Source organism: Candidatus Lariskella endosymbiont of Hedychridium roseum, assembly GCF_964020185.1.
Lineage (GTDB): Bacteria > Pseudomonadota > Alphaproteobacteria > Rickettsiales > Midichloriaceae > Lariskella.
Genome location: NZ_OZ026538.1, coordinates 1,188,295 through 1,204,602, shown reverse-complemented (window position 1 = coordinate 1,204,602; position 16,308 = coordinate 1,188,295). Strand labels below are relative to the sequence as shown.

The window sequence follows — 16,308 nt, the reverse complement described above, 5'->3', positions numbered from 1 at the left end:
TTTTATGTGCGTTGAACACCATATATACAACGATGGTTATATATAGGCTGTTCCCAATTTTTTATGGCAGTTTCACTAGAGGTCTGCCTTTTTATATAAGGCCGTCGCATTATCTTGCACCTGCATGTAATCATAAAAAGTTGTTACTTGAAGATTTGCCTAACTATTAGATTTCTTGCATAACCTGTTCCAAACTGTGATTTGATTGTCACTAAAACATAAAAACACTCACGTGGATCATTGTTTGGTGACGTTTTGCAAAAATCTACTCTATAAGAATTTCTACCTCAGAATGAGGTTATGCAAGAGTTCTATTCATTTGATTATAATGATTTTTAAAGTAAACTACCAGGTGTGTATTATTAACAAATCGATTTTTACAGTGTGTGTTATGTGTTATATATCTTGAAAAGCATAGAGAATGGCACAAATTCTAGCACGAGCTCTAGAAACCACTGGTGATGTCAAACTCAGTGCTATTATTTATTTATGTAGTTATATGTGATATGGTTAACACCCTCGCCTTTAGGCGAACACTTTAGTATTAGTTATCTAGGAAATGTGCTAAGGGAGGACGAATGGAATATAGGAGATGATCCCACAGCCTATACGACCTAAAGTATCATATAGTATTTTGTACTAAGTATAGGTATAGAGTTTTAACTGGGCAAGTTGCGATTAGAACTAGGGAAGTAATCCGAGAAATATGTGCTGCTAATTACATAAATATAATTAGTGGCAGTATGAGTCCTGATCACGTACATATATTAGCATTGGTTCCGCCTAGTATATCAATATCTAAAGCTGTGCAATATATTAAAGGTATAAGTAGTCGTAAGTTGCTACAGGAATTTGCACTGCTCCGTAAGCGGTATTGGGGGACAACATCTTTGGGCCAGAGGGTATTTTGTTGTGACAGTTGGCAATGTGAATTCAGAAGAAGTGCAAAAATATATAGAACAGCATGAGGAACATCACAAAAAAGATGATTTTAGAATATCAGAGTTTTAGCGTTTACGCTTTTAATCTGCTTTGCAAGCGTTACACAAACTACCGCGCTTTAGCCGGTAGTAATTGAGTAGTACAAGAAGTTCTTGAAGAATTGATAGAGAACATATCTGCAATAAAATATCCAAAAGATAAAATGCAGGTACTGATGGTGCTTGAAGAAGAAGATGTGATAATGCAACATTCTATAAAATCCATAAAGCTACCAGAGTTCTTTCAAGTAATCATTGTTCCAAGATCAAATATTCAAACCAAAGGAAATACATGTAACTATGCACTGAATTTTGTTAAAGGCGAATATTGCGTAATTTACGATGCTGAAGATAAACCAGATGTTTATCAACTAAGTAAAGCTGTGCAGAAATTTCATGCTCTAGATACAAGTTATGTATGCTTGCAAGCAAAGCTAAATTACTATAACTGGAATGAGAATTTTTTAACGAAAATGTTTGCAATTGAATATGCAATTTTATTTGATTATGTCATTCCAATGCTTGTAAAGTTTAACTTTTCTATTCCACTTGGTGGCACCAGCAATCACTTTAGAACCAGTGTGCTGAAAGAAATAGGCGGATGGGATGCCTTAAAAATGTAACTGAAGATGCAGAGCTTGGCATTCGAATAAAATCAAGTGGTTTCAAGGTTGGAATTATAGATTCATATACACTTGAGGAAGCTCCAATACATGTTCGCGTTTGGATAAAACAAAGAATGCGTTGGATGAAGGGACACTTAAAGACGTATTTGGATCTAATATCAGCTATATCTAAACGTTATCAAAATACAAAAAAGCCTCAAAATGTTACAACTAGTACATTATAACTCTTGTATAATGAAGATACTAGATTTTGTATCTATATCTTGTCTGATAGGAATGCCTACAATTTTCTTTGCTATATCTCCAATAATTTTTATTGTATTTTTTTTGCTGATCTTGGAGAATTCACAAGAACTGCACTGAGATTCAGCGGTATATTCGGTATAATAAGCATTGCAGCTCTCTCATTCATTACTATGTTTAATAAAAATCTCAATATCGAGACAAAGTTATGGTTTTTATTTCCAATTTATTTTGTGCTACATAGTGTTGCAAGTTTGTTTTCTATATACCAGCTTTATAAAGCTCCATTTTTTTGGAATAAAACACCGCATGGTCTTTCAAAAAAAAGAAGATATATCTCTGATAAATGAATTCCGCTATAATATTTACTTCATCATCCGCATATTTAATACAAAATCCCACAAATAACAGCATATAGTCGCCGTGTATTGTTTAAAAAATATGTTAATCAATACATAACAAGCTGTCTTTAAGAGGCGCAAATTTTGAAAAGTATGATTAGTATATATGGCACTGCCTGCAAAGTCACTTTCGCAGGCTCCTTTTGCCTGATTTTTAAAGTATTACTTCGTTAATTCCTTCGTAAATATATATAATATTTGACTCAGAAATTAACTGGTACTATAAAAAATCATGCCATTAAAATCCGCACGTACTTATGAAGGCATGGCCATAGGAACATAGAATAATCAATTGGGTTTTGTGTGTAATTGGAAAACCTGTATACTATAGCGCTATTAATATTGCTAGATTTTACAGTTAATTTCACTATGCTAAAAATATTTATGACAAATGACAGATTTTTATAGACTATATTGGTTTTATGGTATAAGTACGTATGGTAAGTTTCTTGTCTGAGTTGAGGTATATTTTAAAACCTAATGAATGTGTTTTGACAACTTATCAATGCTTAATTTCTTTGCATATTCCTTGTTCTTTATGCACTAAGTAGTTCTAGTAATGTTTCAAGTTGTGTTCTATTAAAGTACATTTAGAAGATATAGCTTTGAAATATGGCAATATATGCTTGGTTTTGAATGATTGTTTATTATAGTGTTGGATATTTTAGAGTTTGAGAGCAATAGTGGCGATTTATTTTTAAGTCAGTTGTTTTCAGGTTTTGTAATAAGACTTAACTCTTTTAACTATATTGCAAAAGTTCTATAAAACATCTAAAGCTTTTACTTTTCTACAAGGCTTTATAGTAGGTTTTTCTATAGTACTGCCTTCATAAGTGTAGACATGCGGATTTTGAATGCATGATTTTTTAGAGTACTAGTTAATTTCTGTGTCTAATACTTTTATATGTCTGCAAAGAAATTAACTAAGTAATACGGAAAATTAGGCTAAAAAGACCTGCACGATGATTTAATTAACAAGGCAATAATACCTTTATCAAATGAAGAGTTGGTATTTAACTTGCGTACATATGAAATTAGACTTCAAAAAGAGTTAGGAAGAATGCGGGCGTAATGTGTATATAAAATACATAAGTAGCATTCTACAAGCGTTAATTTTGAAAAGTATGATAAGTATACTTAATTTTTCCATACAAGATGTTTCAACACAAAGTCAACATTTAGTCATTTCTATAGGTCATTTCATGAAGAACAACTTTTTATTACTTTGTACAGCATTTATTGCTATGCAGAGTTCTGCAATTGCCGATGTTCCGCGCAATTTTGCTATGGATGAAGTTTCGAAGTTAAAAACTTCAGACGCTGATAAAAAAAAATTTAGCACCACCAGAAATAATACTAGCAGCGATGTTGCTGTGCTTAAAAAAGCGCCACAAAGTGCAACTAGTATTAATATGACAGTAAGCTTAAGTTCAAATGTACAATATGGATCTGTTGCAAATAATGAAAGTGATGGATTTAGATACAAAGATTTTGATAAAGCAAAAGGTAAGCAGCGCTCTCACGGTTTTGTTACAAATAACAAGATAATATTTCAAGCAGAAGGTGGCAAAGAAGAAATTGGCCTGAAATATGGAGCATATGTCAAAATTAATGCAGATACTTCTAAACCAATAGATATAGATCTAGGTAGAGGTCAGATATCAAACCCTGTAGGCGATAAAATGATGCTATTTTTAGAAGGACAATTTGGTCGTCTTGAAGCTGGAAGCTATGATGGGGCACATGATAGAATCAAGGTTTCTGGGAGTTCAGTTGCAAGAGCGACAGATGGTATAGCAGGAGATTGGAGCGATTGGCTAAGTGCAAAAGCTTATTATGGAACAACAAAACAAAATATAAGCCGCTCATTCATTGATTCAGCACAGTTACCTGTTAATAGAGATTATGTTAGAGCAAATAAAATTACTTATTATACACCAAAACTGAATGGATTCACTTTTGGTCTAAGTTATATTCCGGATGCAGAATATACCGGCACTGTGGATCAAATTAAAGATGGCGTTTCTACCTCAGATAGTGGCAGAGGTTATAAAGACGTAGTAGAGGCTGGTATAAGATACAGCACAAAAATAAACGATGTTAATTGGACTATTTCTGGAATTACAGAGTTTGGAAATGCAAAGCAAGGATCTTATCCTAATGCAAATCCAAATCCAACTCCAGGCACTTCTTCTATTATCGAAAGAAATAACTTGTTTGCATGGGAGATTGGAACAAGATTTGATTATGAAGGTTTCAGTATTGCAGGTTCATACGGAGATCTTGGGAAATCTGGCACAACAAAAAATCCAAAACCTCAAGTTGCATCTGATGATTATAAATATGGCGGAAGTTATTGGACTGCTGGAGCTGCTTATAAATACAAAGACTTCGGCATTAGCGTGACTTATATGCAATCCAAAAGCGCTGGTCTTGTTACAAACCAACCAGAAAACATGGAGCAGTATATCACTTCGTATAACAAAGCAAATATTTTTAGTATAGGAATGGATTATTCAGTGCTTCCTGGCTTTTTACCTTATGCAGAGGTGACGCACTTTAATTACAGTAGACCCGATGATAACAACGTTAAGGGTAATAACGGCATTGTGTTTTTAGTGGGAGCTAAGTTGAAGTTCTAAATATTTGATATTGCGTGATCACAATCTCCTAAAGATTCTGTCTTTAGGAGATTATTTTTTTGTGTGACACAATAGACTGCTTCTTAAAACGCTTGTTCCTGTTAGGCAAGTGCAAGAAGCATACGGAGCGCAGTGTATACCGTAGGTAAAATGAATAGTTGGTGAATTATGCACAAAAGGCAAATTGAAATGATTATTAAGGTAAACACTCTAAATCTCTTGAAAAAAGACTTCATTCTTATATCTTCTAAAGCTTCTTGAAGTGAGAAGCTTTAGCGTTTTATATGTACCGATAATGAAATAGTCTCATTATGCAACAATGCTAGTCCTCTATTGCCACTTTGTGGCATTTGAACTTATGTTGAGGATTCAAACTGTCAGATAGTCTTTCCTCAAATATTCTACTTTGAGTGTTATTAATTTTCACTTTTTCTGATGGCATATAATACAAATCCGTAAGTTTTTTGCGCTTATTATAACATTTTCTTACGGATTTCGAGAGTTTTCACAATTAGATAGAAGTATGATATGATCACTTTTTTAAAAACTAAAGAGTGGTTTTATGGTTTGTTGTAAGGGATGTTGCTCTGATATCTTTGTAAAGAATGGCATTGTGAGGGGGTGTACAGCGTTATAAGTGCAGATCATGTTCTAAATTTTGTTGAGGGCGATCTGGGCAAGAAGCCTCAAACAGCTGTTAAGAAAGCATTATGCGTTATGCTATATAGTCTTGGTAATGGCTCTTTTTCTATGTTATGCAAGATATTAGGGCATTCGCCGTCCATAATTTATCGCTGGGTAGTAGAGGCGATGGGCAAGACTCAGGAGCCAGTTGTCTCTTCGGATATTATGGAGATGGAATTCGACGAGATGTGGCATTTTATTGGTTCAAAAAAAACAAGCTTTGGATCATTAAGGCAGTTGATCGTAGTACAAGGAGAACAGTTGCCTGGGTTACAGGCAATCGTGATACTGCAACATTCCAAAAGCTCTACAAAAAGTGAGTCATCTGAAAGAATGTCATTTTTATACGGATGATTGGGATGCTTTTTCTAAAATTTTACCCAAAGAGCGTCATACAATTGGAAAGTCTGGCACAGTATGTATCGAGAGAGATAATAGCAACACGCGACATCATTTATGCCGAATGACACGGCGTACTAAAATCGTTTCTAAAAAAGAGTCAATGGTATACGGATCCATCAAGCTTTGGTGCGCTCTTACTATTACACAAATATTCAAACAATATCAAGAACAGCTCTTATCTATCTTTATGTGAAAACTCTCAAGAAGCTAAAGATTTATCTCGGTTGCCAAGCTAAATTGGGCATATTTCACTTTCCGCAAAAATTTATTTGCATAGTAAATAAATTTTTGACAGACAGATTTTATAGTATCCAAAATTACTATGTATAATGGAATGGTTTAATTAAAATTTGGAGAGTTTTCACAATTAGATAGAAGTATGATATGATCACTTTTTTAAAAACTAAAGAGTGGTTTTATTGTTTGTTGTAAGGGATGTTGCTCTGATATCTTTGTAAAGAATGGCATTGTGAAGGGGTGTACAGCGTTATAAGTGCAGATCATGTTCTAAATTTTGTTGAGGGCGATCTGGGCAAGAAGCCTCAAACAGCTGTTAAGAAAGCATTATGCGTTATGCTATATAGTCTTGGTAATGGCTCTTTTTCTATGTTAGGCAAGATATTAGGGCATTCGCCGTCCATAATTTATCGCTGGGTAGTAGAGGCGATGGGCAAGACTCAGGAGCCAGTTGTCTCTTCGGATATTATGGAGATGGAATTCGACGAGATGTGGCATTTTATTGGTTCAAAAAAAACAAGCTTTGGATCATTAAGGCAGTTGATCGTAGTACAAGGAGAACAGTTGCCTGGGTTACAGGCAATCGTGATACTGCAACATTCCAAAAGCTCTACAAAAAGTGAGTCATCTGAAAGAATGTCATTTTTATACGGATGATTGGGATGCTTTTTCTAAAATTTTACCCAAAGAGCGTCATACAATTGGAAAGTCTGGCACAGTATGTATCGAGAGAGATAATAGCAACACGCGACATCATTTATGCCGAATGACACGGCGCACTAAAATCGTTTCTAAAAAAGAGTCAATGGTATACGAATCCATCAAGCTTTGGTGCGCTCTTACTATTACACAAATATTCAAACAATATCAAGAACAGCTCTTATCTATCTTTATGTGAAAACTCTCAAAATTTGCATACGATAATCAATATATGTTACGCAACTTGCATTTTTGCTAATGTGTAAACACTCATGCAGTCCATAGTTTAAGCCGCTAACTTTTGTCATAATTTATACATTAAAATTTTGGCATTGCTAACCAAGAATAGATTTTGCTTTTAAATTCGCGTATATGTATACTGCCTTGATAGTAAGTTATATTGGAAGCATTATATATGTTAAGTTGTAAGCATTGTGGCAGCATAGGAAGCACAAAGAATGGCTATATTAAAGGTCGTCAGAGGTATAAGTGCCTAGAGTGTAAAAAGAGCTATAAGTCTGGAGATATGAGAGTAAAGTACAGCCTTAATAAAAAGATGAAGGTTGTTAGTATGTATCTGGAGGGAGTTGGAATTAGATCAATCGAGAGATTAGAAAAGGTCTCGAGTTCACTTATAATAAAGTGGATTAGAAAATTCTCAAAGCTTCTAAAACAAAGGCTGAATGATGTTACGATACCTGAGGATGCCAAGTAAATCTCAATTATTGAGCTGGATGAGCTTTTTAGTTATTGCCAAAAAAAACTAACAAAGTCTACATTTGGCTTGCTGTTGATAGGGACAGAAATAAAGTTGTTGATTTTGAAGTGAGCATTGTCAGGGATTTTGCATCCTATCTTCCGATTGCCATGCGATTACAAAGTAGCTACGAGATAGAGATATCATGCAGTGACCATTACGACGTTTATGAAAAATTTAGGATTGCTAAAAAACACTATTCTACTAAGGCAGAAACGTCTTTAGTGGAATCATTCAACTCATTAATACGGCACTATTTAGCCAGGTTTCATCGTAAAACCAAACGTTACAGTAAGGCCATAGATATGATCTATAACTCTATCCTAATGCTTTTTAATAAAGACTTGCTGATATCTATCTTTAGTTAGCAATGCCAAAATTTTATGGAAAATATATTGTAATTTTATTAAGAGATCGTATATTCTCTTATAAAGAGTATATACCGCTAGGACTTTTAATGTATTTCCCTTGGTTTTCTAGCGGTATTTTTATGTATAATTTAGTGTATTTTGAATTTTTCCGCAGTGTAGATTTAACAACTCAGGTGGTATACTGACAATATTTCACAATGACAAAGCAAAAGATATATGTTAGGTAGAGTTAGCTGTGTCACTTAAACGCTTCAATTTATAAGTACCTATGTATGGTCAACTTTAACTTGAATATTTTTAAAAAACGCAAAGATTTTATATCATTTCTCAAGGTGTTTATCATCTTGTCTCTACTTGGAGTGTTGCTTATTATCTCATGGTTATATAGAATGACATCGGCAAATATGTTTAATGGAGCTATTTTAGCTTTGCACAAGCATCCTGTTGGTGAGGTTGTAATAGAGGGGCTTTCGTTGAGCACAACAGATGAAAGTGGTAGAAATGTCGCTATAAAAGCTGAAACTGTTTTAAAAGAGGAGAAGAATTTGATAACTGCACAGTCTATCAATGCTTCTCTTTATATAAAGCGTATGAAAGTGGATGTGAGTGCTCAGGAAGGTGTAGTAGATCTAAATAAGCGTCTTTTAAAACTTAATGGCAATGTGCAGGTGAAGAGTGATGCTGGTGATATATTTGAGTGCAGCAATTTAGACGTTTTTTATTCTAAAAATTTTGTTAGAAGTACAAGCCCACTACGTGTAATTAGTAAATCTACAACAATAAATGCAGGCAGTCTTGAAATCATAGAAAATGATGTGGTTCACTTTGGTTCTGGTGTGCAAGTTGAGATTGCCAACTATACGCAATAAAATTTGTTGCAAGTGCTGTATGATGCGCATATTTTATTCTAGAAATATAATCAATATTTATTAAGGTTTTATCAGAATGGCTATAGCGGTTTTGATGCCAGCTCTTTCTCCTACAATGAGTGAAGGAAGTGTTGCAAAATGGATCAAAGAAGAAGGTGATTTGGTAGAACCAGGACAGATTTTAGCCGAGATAGAGACTGATAAAGCAACTATGGAAGTTGAAGCTGTAGATTCTGGAGTCTTAGGAAAGATTGTTGTAAATGCTGGAACAACTGGTGTTAAGGTAAATAATCTAATCGCTATCATACTTGAAGATGGCGAGGGAAAGGAAGCAATCGATAAAATGCTTGCAGAATATGAGCATGATTCTTCAGTACATTCTGAGCAAGACAAGTCAAATTTTCTAATTGGTGATAATAATATTATGAGCTCTCACAGTACAAGTAGTGAAGCTTCTAGCTCTTTGAGTACGCATAGTGGTGTTAGAAAATTTATAACCCCTCTTGCAAGGAGGATAGCTGCCAATGAAGGAGTGGATATATCCGGCATACAAGGCACTGGCCCTGGTGGTAGAATTTTAAAGCGTGATATAGTTGCTAAAATAGCTCAGCAAGGCCCTAAAAAATCTAGTTCGTCATTACATTCCTCACATGATAATTCACAGTCCACTTTTTCAGTTCAGAAGCTTTCGAATATTAGGAAGACGATTGCAACTCGTCTTGTTGAGTCTAAACAAAATATTCCGCACTTTTACTTGTCTCTTGACTGCGATGTAGATTCTATTATGGAGCTTCGTAAGGACTTAAATGATTCTACTTCTATTAATATAGCATCTGGCAAAGCTTATAAAATTTCAGTAAACGATATAGTTATCAAAGCTGTTGCGCTTGCAATGGCAAGAGTACCTGAGGTAAATTCCTCTTGGTCGGATGATGGAATAATTGTCTATGATCGAGTAGATATCTCAATCGCAGTTGCCATTGAAGACGGTCTTATCACCCCGATAGTGAGGGCTGCAAACACAAAATCGCTTGGTGAGATTTCAGAGGAAGTAAAGTCTTTGGCTGAAAAGGCAAAATCTGGGAAACTCATGCCAGAAGAGTATCAAGGTGGTGGTTTTAGTATCTCAAATCTTGGTATGTATGGCATCAAAAGCTTTAGTGCTATTATAAACCCACCGCAAAGTGCAATACTTGCAGTTGGTGCAGTTACAAAGCAACCGGTAGTCAAAGGTAATGATATGAAAATAGGAAGTGTCATGAATATGACTTTATCCTGCGATCATAGGGTCATAGACGGTGCAAAGGCTGCTGAATTTTTAAGCGAAGTTCGAAAAATCATCGAAAAACCTGCTTTACTTTTGCTTTGATGGAAAGATTGCCGATATCCTGATTTTATCAATTTTATTAGTGTTAAAATCCTATGCAAAAAATAGATCGTGTTGAAGTCGTACAATATGATCCTAATTGGCCACGAATTTTTGAAGCAGAAGCCGTTCAAATCAAAAAAGCACTAGTATGTAACTGTATTGCTCCATCATGTTGGGTCGACTTCAGTACCTGGTCTTGCAGCAAAACCTAAAATAGATATTATGGCCGTTGTCCTAGATTTATTTTTTAAAGAATCACAGCTGGAAGCTATAGGATATAGATATAGAGGTGGCTTCAATATTCCTCTACGAAGGTATTTTACAATCAGAGCTGAGGAAAGAAGCATCAATCTTCACGTTTTTGAAGAAAACGATCCTGAAATTGAGTTAAATATCTTATTTAGAGATCATTTGTGCAGAAGTTCAAGTGCTATAGAGGAAAATACTCGCTGCTTAAATATAGACTCATTGCAGAAGACTCTTCTCATAAGAAAAACGACTCTATTTATAGAGGTTATACTTTGGGTAAAAATGATTTTATTCAAAATGTATTAAATCAGTCTGGTTTTAACAGGTATAGATTTGTGTTATGTGCACATACTACTGAATGGGATGCTGCGAAGCATTTTCGTGATAAGTATTTTTTTACTTCTAGTTGCACAGATGATCCATATATTTGGACATTAAAACACTCTGAGCATGCTCATTTGGTTTTATATAAAGGCACAGAGATTATTGGTTATACACATATTCAGTTTTTGCCAGAGTCAAGATCAGTCATACGGATTATTGTTGTAGATGAGAATCAACGAAATCAAAATGCAGGTAGTAGATGCTTAGCTTTAAGCGAAAAGTGGCTTAGAAGCCTAGGCATCAAAAGCATTCATGCAGAATCAAGAGAAAGCTCTTTGAAGTTTTATCTAAAAAATGGCTATACAAAAATGCCGTTTGACTATCCTGAAGGTAAGAAATCTGATATAGATGACATTCAAATTGGTAAAATACTATGAGCAATAAGATTAAAATTAGGCGTTATCAAGACGATGATGCACAATTTTTAATTCAGATTTTTTACAACACAATACACATTGTTAATGCGAAAGATTATACAAAAGAACAGCTAAATGCTTGGTGTCCTGCTACTTGTCTTGAGATTGAGGGATGGCAAAAGAAGTGGTCTACTTTATTTCCATTTGTCGCGCAAATAGGCCAAACAATAGTTGGCTTTGCAGAATTTGAACCAAGTGGACATATTGATTGTTTTTATGTGCATCATGAATTTCAAGGTATTGGTGTTGGGACATTGCTCATGGGCGAGATAGAGGAAGAAGCGCGCTATAAATCAATTCCTAGAATTTATGCAGAGGTCAGCACTACAGCAAAGCCATTTTTTAGAGCGAAAGGATTTAATATTGTCAGACAACAAACCATTACGAGGTGTGGTGTAGAGCTGACCAATTTTGTTATGGAAATGCATATATAGTATGTCCATCCGCCAAAAATTTATATACGCAAACAAATCAATTTTTGTGGAGAAGTTAAAGTTAAATGTGCAAAAAGTAGCTCAGGACTTAGCCATGCGCTAATTTTTGTATATATCTATTACTCATGTGCCTAAGCAAACACTGCTTTCACAAAATCTGTAAGGTTTTTGCGTTTATTATAACATTTTCTTACGGATTTAAAGCGCTATTTTGACACTATAAACAGTATTTCATGCTTGTTCTGAGGCTTTTAGCGGATAGACTTACTTACGTAAAACTTGTGTTATTATATGGTAGGTGCATAGTTTAAATTTCAAATTAGAATGCGCCGGACAGACTGATGAGCATTTCAACGACGACAATTTTTGAAATATGACCAGTATATATCATATTTCGCCAAATTCAGCAGCAAGCTCAGCAGGTGTTAACACAGATTTTGTAACTTTATCATACTCTTTAACAAAAGAGCCATTTTTCAGGAGCAATAATCTATCTCCATATTTGATAGCATGTGCCATGTTGTGTGTAATCATGATACAAGTAAGCTTTTGCTTGCGCACAATCTGATTTGTTAATTCTATGGTATATTCACTACTTGCAGGATCTAAGGCTGCTGTAATTTCATCTAATAGCAGTATTTTAGAATCTTGTAGCATAGCCATGACAATACTAAGCGCCTGCCTTTGACCACCAGATAAGTTGCTTACCAGATCATCGATCCTATTCTCCAGCCCCATGTTTACTGTGCTTAATTTTTCTCTAAATAACTGAGTACGATTTTTGTTAGTAAACAGTTGTAACCCCCTTTTTTGTCCTCTTTTTAGTGCAAAAGCCATATTTTCCAAGATAGTCATATTTTCCATTGTACCAGATTTTGGGTCCTGCATTACTTTGGATACTAGATTGGCTCTATATATCTGCGATGTATTGGTAATGTCTTGTTTTAGAATGAATACTTTACCAGAATCTGGTTTTATAAACCCAGAGATTATATTAAACATCGTAGATTTACCCGCTCCATTGCCACCTATCACAACAACGAATTCTCCTTCTTTAACATCTAAATTTAAGTAATTTAAGACTTTTCGCTCTAGCTTAGTATTCTTACCCAAAACAATATTAATATTCTCAAGTCTTAGCATGCACGCCTCTTTGATAAATACACTATTGCTATCACCATAAGTCCTGTGAGCAAGTTTAAATCAGCAGTTGCAAGACCTAAAGAATCACTATAAAGCGCAAAACTGATAAATAATCTGTATATAATAGATCCAATTAAACAGCTGATAGTTTGTACTAAAATAGACTGACTTGACATGACTCTTTCGCCAATCATTACTGAAGCAAGTCCTACAATCACAGTGCCTATTCCGCTTCCAACATCAGCAAAGCCTTGATGTTGACTGAACAATGCACCGCCTAGAGCAATAATTGCGTTACTGAAAACAAGTCCTATTATGACCATAAGCTTAACGCCGCTGTTTTGTGCTAACCTCTTGTTTTGACCTATACTGCGCAATGCCAAGCCAAAATCTGTCATGAGCAAGTATGTGACAATAGCGCATATTGATAAGATAATAATAGTTAATGCAACTATAGGAGACTCAGAAAATATAGTAGCGTCGTTAATAAGAGTAATATTGGGAATGCCACCCATAATACGCAGGTTAACTGAATAAAGCATAAAACTTACCAATATCCCAGAAAGTAAATTAGTGACTTGGAATTTTGTATATAATATGCCTGTAATGCATCCTGCAACACCACCTGCAAATATGGCAGCTATCAAAGATAGCCAAGGATCAAACCCAGATTTGATCATAATACTTAAAACAGCTGCGCCTAAAACAAAGCTACCATCACAAGTTAAATCTGGAAAATCTATAATACGAAATGTTAGGTATATTCCAATTGCAACAATTCCATAAATGATTCCGATTTCTAGGCTCATTATAATTTCATTTAGTGTCATCACTTACTCTTTGTAATGATTTTTGTAGCGATCGCTTTAATGTCATTTGGTAGTTTCATTCCAATTTTCTGCGCAATATCTTCATTGAGAAAAAGTTCTGTGCTAGCTGGAAACTCTACAGGTATCATACCTACATCTTCGCCTTTCAGACTTCGAGCAATAATTTGTGCTGTTTGTATGCCTATTTCATATTGATTAGGTCCAAGTGCTGCTAAAGCGCCTAGTTTTACAGCATCAGTATCGCTTACATAAACAGGTATCTTCACTTTAGTTGCAACATTAATGATTGTCTGCAAAGCAGAAAGTGCTGTGCTATCATTACTGATGAATATAGCATCGACGTTCGCAGCTAGCTTAGTTGATGCTTGAGCTACCTCTGAAGTTTTATTTGCAGCTTGCAATACCAAGGTTATGCGAAGTTTATGGCATAATTCTTCTAGTTTTTCTATCAAACTTAAAGAGTTAATTTCGCTTGGATTATATAAAAATCCTAGTCGCTTTAAATTTGGTTGGATTTGTTGAAATAACGTGATTTGAGGCTTGAGTTCAACAAAATTTGATACGCCTGAAGTATTATTTCCTGGCTCTGATAAACTTTGTACAAGCTCGGCTTTTATGGGATCTATGACTGAGCTAAACACTAGCTTTATTTTATTTTCTTTTGCGTATTTGGCAAAGCTTTGAGCGGAAATAGTAGCAACACCGACTACAACATCTGCTCCTTTACCAACAAATTTTGCTGCGATTTGAGAAGCTAAAGCGGGGTTGGCTTGTGCGGATTCAACTCGCAGATCTAGATTGACACCACGCTCATACCCATTTTGTTCCAAGCCATCAATAATCCCTTCTATAGTCATGTTTAGTGCCGGGTGTTCAACTAATTTGTTAATGAATACCTTTTTCATATTTTCAGCAGCAAATGTATTCATTGCAAAAAATATAGATATTGCAAATGTAAGTACTTTCTTCATGCTGAGGCTTTTTTATTTTTTAATTTTTGTAGTAAAGCAGAATAGCCTTGATATTGCTCATCTTTTAGAAATCTTGCTACCCGTCCTATTGTTGTTAAACTTGCTCCTGTTTGTGCATGAATTTCGCGATATGATAAGCCATTATTCAGTGCTTTGCATATCTGCCATCGTTCGGTGAGTGCAATTAATTCAGCTGGTGTGCATAAATCTTTTAAAAAATTATATGCCTCTCTATCTGTTTCTAGCAAAAGTAGAGCTTGGCACAATTCTTTTATATTTTTATTATGATCATTAGTCATGCTTTACCTTGTTACTAAACTAGTATGCTACTAAAATAGTACGGCAGGTCTAAGAAGTCAAGAAAAATAAATACTAATACCAACTTTAGCAAATAGCAGAATATAGTAGCCGTATATTTTTTAGAAAATTGGAGAGTTTTCACAATTAGATAGAAGTATGATATGATCACTTTTTTAAAAACTAAAGAGTGGTTTTATTGTTTGTTGTAAGGGATGTTGCTCTGATATCTTTGTAAAGAATGGCATTGTGAGGGGTGTACAGCGTTATAAGTGCAGATCATGTTCTAAATTTTGTTGAGGGCGATCTGGGCAAGAAGCCTCAAACAGCTGTTAAGAAAGCATTATGCGTTATGCTATATAGTCTTGGTAATGGCTCTTTTTCTATGTTAGGCAAGATATTAGGGCATTCGCCGTCCATAATTTATCGCTGGGTAGTAGAGGCGATGGGCAAGACTCAGGAGCCAGTTGTCTCTTCGGATATTATGGAGATGGAATTCGACGAGATGTGGCATTTTATTGGTTCAAAAAAAAACAAGCTTTGGATCATTAAGGCAGTTGATCGTAGTACAAGGAGAACCGTTGCCTGGGTTACAGGCAATCATGATACTGCAACATTCCAAAAGCTCTACAAAAAGTGAGTCATCTGAAAGAATGTCATTTTTATACGGATGATTGGGATGCTTTTTCTAAAATTTTACCCAAAGAGCGTCATACAATTGGAAAGTCTGGCACAGTATGTGTATCGAGAGAGATAATAGCAACACGCGACATCATTTATGCCGAATGACACGGCGCACTAAAATCGTTTCTAAAAAAGAGTCAATGGTATACGGATCCATCAAGCTTTGGTGCGCTCTTACTATTACACAAATATTCAAACAATATCAAGAACAGCTCTTATCTATCTTTATGTGAAAACTCTCGTAAATTTAAGATGAGATTTGAGTAAGCTTTACTAGAAGTACAGCGGCTATGAGTGCGCTTAATTTTTCTAAAAAGACGCAGCTAAAGTATTCTGTTATTTGGGAGAGTTGGTACAATATCCAAAGATTATGGCAGGACCGCGGCTAAAAGCTAATTTTTGTACATTGAACTTTACGCAAAAATCTATTTGCGTAGCAAATAGATTTTTGACGGATAGATTAAATACCAACTCTTCATTTGCCTGAGAGATATGGCTAAAGTAGCATAAAAGAGTCATGCTAAACTTTGTCTTTTTGATAAATTTTAAGTCAGCTTCTTCCATAAAACAGCAGTTATGTTACTGCCTTCAAGCAAATAAAAATTTATTCCAAATACTTG

23 protein-coding genes are annotated in these 16,308 nt (G+C 35.0%); 18 read left to right on the top strand and 5 right to left on the bottom strand.

Annotation, left to right across the window (positions count from 1 at the left end):
• The first annotated feature begins 626 nt into the window (after nt 1–626).
• From tnpA to AACK98_RS06100, 15 genes are all read left to right on the top strand, one after another.
• Entirely contained in the window at nt 627–968 is a 342-nt protein-coding gene (gene tnpA, locus AACK98_RS06170) for an IS200/IS605 family transposase (protein ID WP_339042590.1), read from the top strand.
• Between the two features lie 176 nt (nt 969–1,144).
• On the top strand, nt 1,145–1,603 hold the full coding sequence (locus tag AACK98_RS06165; protein WP_410520029.1) for a glycosyltransferase: 459 nt from the start codon (nt 1,145–1,147) through the stop codon (nt 1,601–1,603).
• The gene (locus AACK98_RS06160; protein ID WP_339040774.1) at nt 1,582–1,830 is read left to right on the top strand and encodes a glycosyltransferase family 2 protein; all 249 of its coding nucleotides are present in this window, start codon (nt 1,582–1,584) and stop codon (nt 1,828–1,830) included. The genes AACK98_RS06165 and AACK98_RS06160 overlap by 22 nt, the downstream gene beginning before the upstream one ends.
• A 1,544-nt stretch (nt 1,831–3,374) precedes the next feature.
• The gene (locus tag AACK98_RS06155; protein WP_339040772.1) at nt 3,375–4,892 is read left to right on the top strand and encodes a porin; all 1,518 of its coding nucleotides are present in this window, start codon (nt 3,375–3,377) and stop codon (nt 4,890–4,892) included.
• Between the two features lie 621 nt (nt 4,893–5,513).
• A complete protein-coding gene (locus AACK98_RS06150; protein ID WP_339040770.1) occupies nt 5,514–5,930 on the top strand; it encodes a hypothetical protein in 417 nt (138 codons plus the stop codon).
• Nucleotides 5,893–6,171: an IS1 family transposase gene (locus AACK98_RS06145; protein ID WP_339040346.1), complete on the top strand. Its 279-nt coding sequence runs from the start codon at nt 5,893–5,895 to the stop codon at nt 6,169–6,171. The genes AACK98_RS06150 and AACK98_RS06145 overlap by 38 nt, the downstream gene beginning before the upstream one ends.
• 284 nt (nt 6,172–6,455) lie before the next feature.
• Nucleotides 6,456–6,872: a hypothetical protein gene (locus AACK98_RS06140; protein WP_339040768.1), complete on the top strand. Its 417-nt coding sequence runs from the start codon at nt 6,456–6,458 to the stop codon at nt 6,870–6,872.
• A complete protein-coding gene (locus AACK98_RS06135; protein WP_339040433.1) occupies nt 6,835–7,113 on the top strand; it encodes an IS1 family transposase in 279 nt (92 codons plus the stop codon). Before AACK98_RS06140 ends, AACK98_RS06135 begins: the two co-directional genes overlap by 38 nt.
• Before the next feature lie 216 nt (nt 7,114–7,329).
• A complete protein-coding gene (locus AACK98_RS06130; RefSeq protein ID WP_339040664.1) occupies nt 7,330–7,629 on the top strand; it encodes a hypothetical protein in 300 nt (99 codons plus the stop codon).
• A gap of 35 nt (nt 7,630–7,664) precedes the next feature.
• Nucleotides 7,665–8,039, top strand: a complete 375-nt coding sequence (locus AACK98_RS06125) for an IS1 family transposase (RefSeq protein WP_339040222.1) — start codon at nt 7,665–7,667, stop codon at nt 8,037–8,039.
• Between the two features lie 290 nt (nt 8,040–8,329).
• Entirely contained in the window at nt 8,330–8,911 is a 582-nt protein-coding gene (gene lptC, locus AACK98_RS06120) for an LPS export ABC transporter periplasmic protein LptC (protein ID WP_339040766.1), read from the top strand.
• A 76-nt stretch (nt 8,912–8,987) separates the two neighbouring features.
• Nucleotides 8,988–10,280: a pyruvate dehydrogenase complex dihydrolipoamide acetyltransferase gene (locus AACK98_RS06115; protein ID WP_339040764.1), complete on the top strand. Its 1,293-nt coding sequence runs from the start codon at nt 8,988–8,990 to the stop codon at nt 10,278–10,280.
• Between the two features lie 159 nt (nt 10,281–10,439).
• Nucleotides 10,440–10,835, top strand: a complete 396-nt coding sequence (locus AACK98_RS06110; protein ID WP_339040762.1) for a GrpB family protein — start codon at nt 10,440–10,442, stop codon at nt 10,833–10,835.
• Nucleotides 10,802–11,290: a GNAT family N-acetyltransferase gene (locus tag AACK98_RS06105; protein WP_339040760.1), complete on the top strand. Its 489-nt coding sequence runs from the start codon at nt 10,802–10,804 to the stop codon at nt 11,288–11,290. Before AACK98_RS06110 ends, AACK98_RS06105 begins: the two co-directional genes overlap by 34 nt.
• Entirely contained in the window at nt 11,287–11,763 is a 477-nt protein-coding gene (locus AACK98_RS06100; RefSeq protein ID WP_339040758.1) for a GNAT family N-acetyltransferase, read from the top strand. Before AACK98_RS06105 ends, AACK98_RS06100 begins: the two co-directional genes overlap by 4 nt.
• 387 nt (nt 11,764–12,150) lie before the next feature.
• Here AACK98_RS06100 and AACK98_RS06095 read toward each other — a convergent pair whose 3' ends face one another.
• From AACK98_RS06095 to AACK98_RS06080, 4 genes are read right to left on the bottom strand one after another with little or no spacing between them, the layout of a single operon-like run.
• On the bottom strand, nt 12,151–12,876 hold the full coding sequence (locus AACK98_RS06095; protein ID WP_339040756.1) for an ABC transporter ATP-binding protein: 726 nt from the start codon (nt 12,874–12,876) through the stop codon (nt 12,151–12,153).
• Nucleotides 12,877–12,899: 23 nt separating this feature from the next.
• Complete coding sequence (locus tag AACK98_RS06090; RefSeq protein WP_339040755.1) at nt 12,900–13,736, bottom strand: ABC transporter permease subunit; 837 nt, start codon at nt 13,734–13,736, stop codon at nt 12,900–12,902.
• A complete protein-coding gene (locus AACK98_RS06085; protein ID WP_339040753.1) occupies nt 13,736–14,707 on the bottom strand; it encodes an ABC transporter substrate-binding protein in 972 nt (323 codons plus the stop codon). The genes AACK98_RS06090 and AACK98_RS06085 overlap by 1 nt, the downstream gene beginning before the upstream one ends.
• Nucleotides 14,704–15,006, bottom strand: coding sequence for a YerC/YecD family TrpR-related protein (locus AACK98_RS06080; RefSeq protein WP_339040751.1), 303 nt, complete (start codon nt 15,004–15,006; stop codon nt 14,704–14,706). Before AACK98_RS06080 ends, AACK98_RS06085 begins: the two co-directional genes overlap by 4 nt.
• Before the next feature lie 254 nt (nt 15,007–15,260).
• Between AACK98_RS06080 and AACK98_RS06075 the strand changes: the two genes are divergently transcribed.
• The 3 genes from AACK98_RS06075 to AACK98_RS06065 are packed head-to-tail and all read left to right on the top strand — an operon-like array spanning nt 15,261 to nt 15,921.
• Entirely contained in the window at nt 15,261–15,644 is a 384-nt protein-coding gene (locus AACK98_RS06075; protein WP_339040750.1) for an IS1 family transposase, read from the top strand.
• Entirely contained in the window at nt 15,641–15,793 is a 153-nt protein-coding gene (locus AACK98_RS06070) for a hypothetical protein (protein ID WP_339040694.1), read from the top strand. The genes AACK98_RS06075 and AACK98_RS06070 overlap by 4 nt, the downstream gene beginning before the upstream one ends.
• Entirely contained in the window at nt 15,742–15,921 is a 180-nt protein-coding gene (locus AACK98_RS06065) for a hypothetical protein (RefSeq protein WP_339040696.1), read from the top strand. Before AACK98_RS06070 ends, AACK98_RS06065 begins: the two co-directional genes overlap by 52 nt.
• A 103-nt stretch (nt 15,922–16,024) precedes the next feature.
• On the opposite strand, the gene AACK98_RS06060 is transcribed toward AACK98_RS06065, so the two are convergent.
• Entirely contained in the window at nt 16,025–16,252 is a 228-nt protein-coding gene (locus AACK98_RS06060) for a hypothetical protein (RefSeq protein ID WP_339040748.1), read from the bottom strand.
• Nucleotides 16,253–16,308: the final 56 nt, after the last annotated feature.

Coding starts and splice junctions, on each gene's coding strand:
- AACK98_RS06165 (WP_410520029.1), top strand. CDS start 1,145: ATGCAGGTACTGATGGTGCTTGAAGAAGAAGATGTGATAATGCAACAT.
- AACK98_RS06160 (WP_339040774.1), top strand. CDS start 1,582: ATGGGATGCCTTAAAAATGTAACTGAAGATGCAGAGCTTGGCATTCGA.
- AACK98_RS06155 (WP_339040772.1), top strand. CDS start 3,375: ATGATAAGTATACTTAATTTTTCCATACAAGATGTTTCAACACAAAGT.
- AACK98_RS06130 (WP_339040664.1), top strand. CDS start 7,330: ATGTTAAGTTGTAAGCATTGTGGCAGCATAGGAAGCACAAAGAATGGC.
- AACK98_RS06115 (WP_339040764.1), top strand. CDS start 8,988: ATGGCTATAGCGGTTTTGATGCCAGCTCTTTCTCCTACAATGAGTGAA.
- AACK98_RS06100 (WP_339040758.1), top strand. CDS start 11,287: ATGAGCAATAAGATTAAAATTAGGCGTTATCAAGACGATGATGCACAA.
- AACK98_RS06090 (WP_339040755.1), bottom strand. CDS start 13,736: ATGACACTAAATGAAATTATAATGAGCCTAGAAATCGGAATCATTTAT.
- AACK98_RS06085 (WP_339040753.1), bottom strand. CDS start 14,707: ATGAAGAAAGTACTTACATTTGCAATATCTATATTTTTTGCAATGAAT.
- AACK98_RS06080 (WP_339040751.1), bottom strand. CDS start 15,006: ATGACTAATGATCATAATAAAAATATAAAAGAATTGTGCCAAGCTCTA.
- AACK98_RS06065 (WP_339040696.1), top strand. CDS start 15,742: ATGTGTATCGAGAGAGATAATAGCAACACGCGACATCATTTATGCCGA.
- AACK98_RS06060 (WP_339040748.1), bottom strand. CDS start 16,252: ATGGAAGAAGCTGACTTAAAATTTATCAAAAAGACAAAGTTTAGCATG.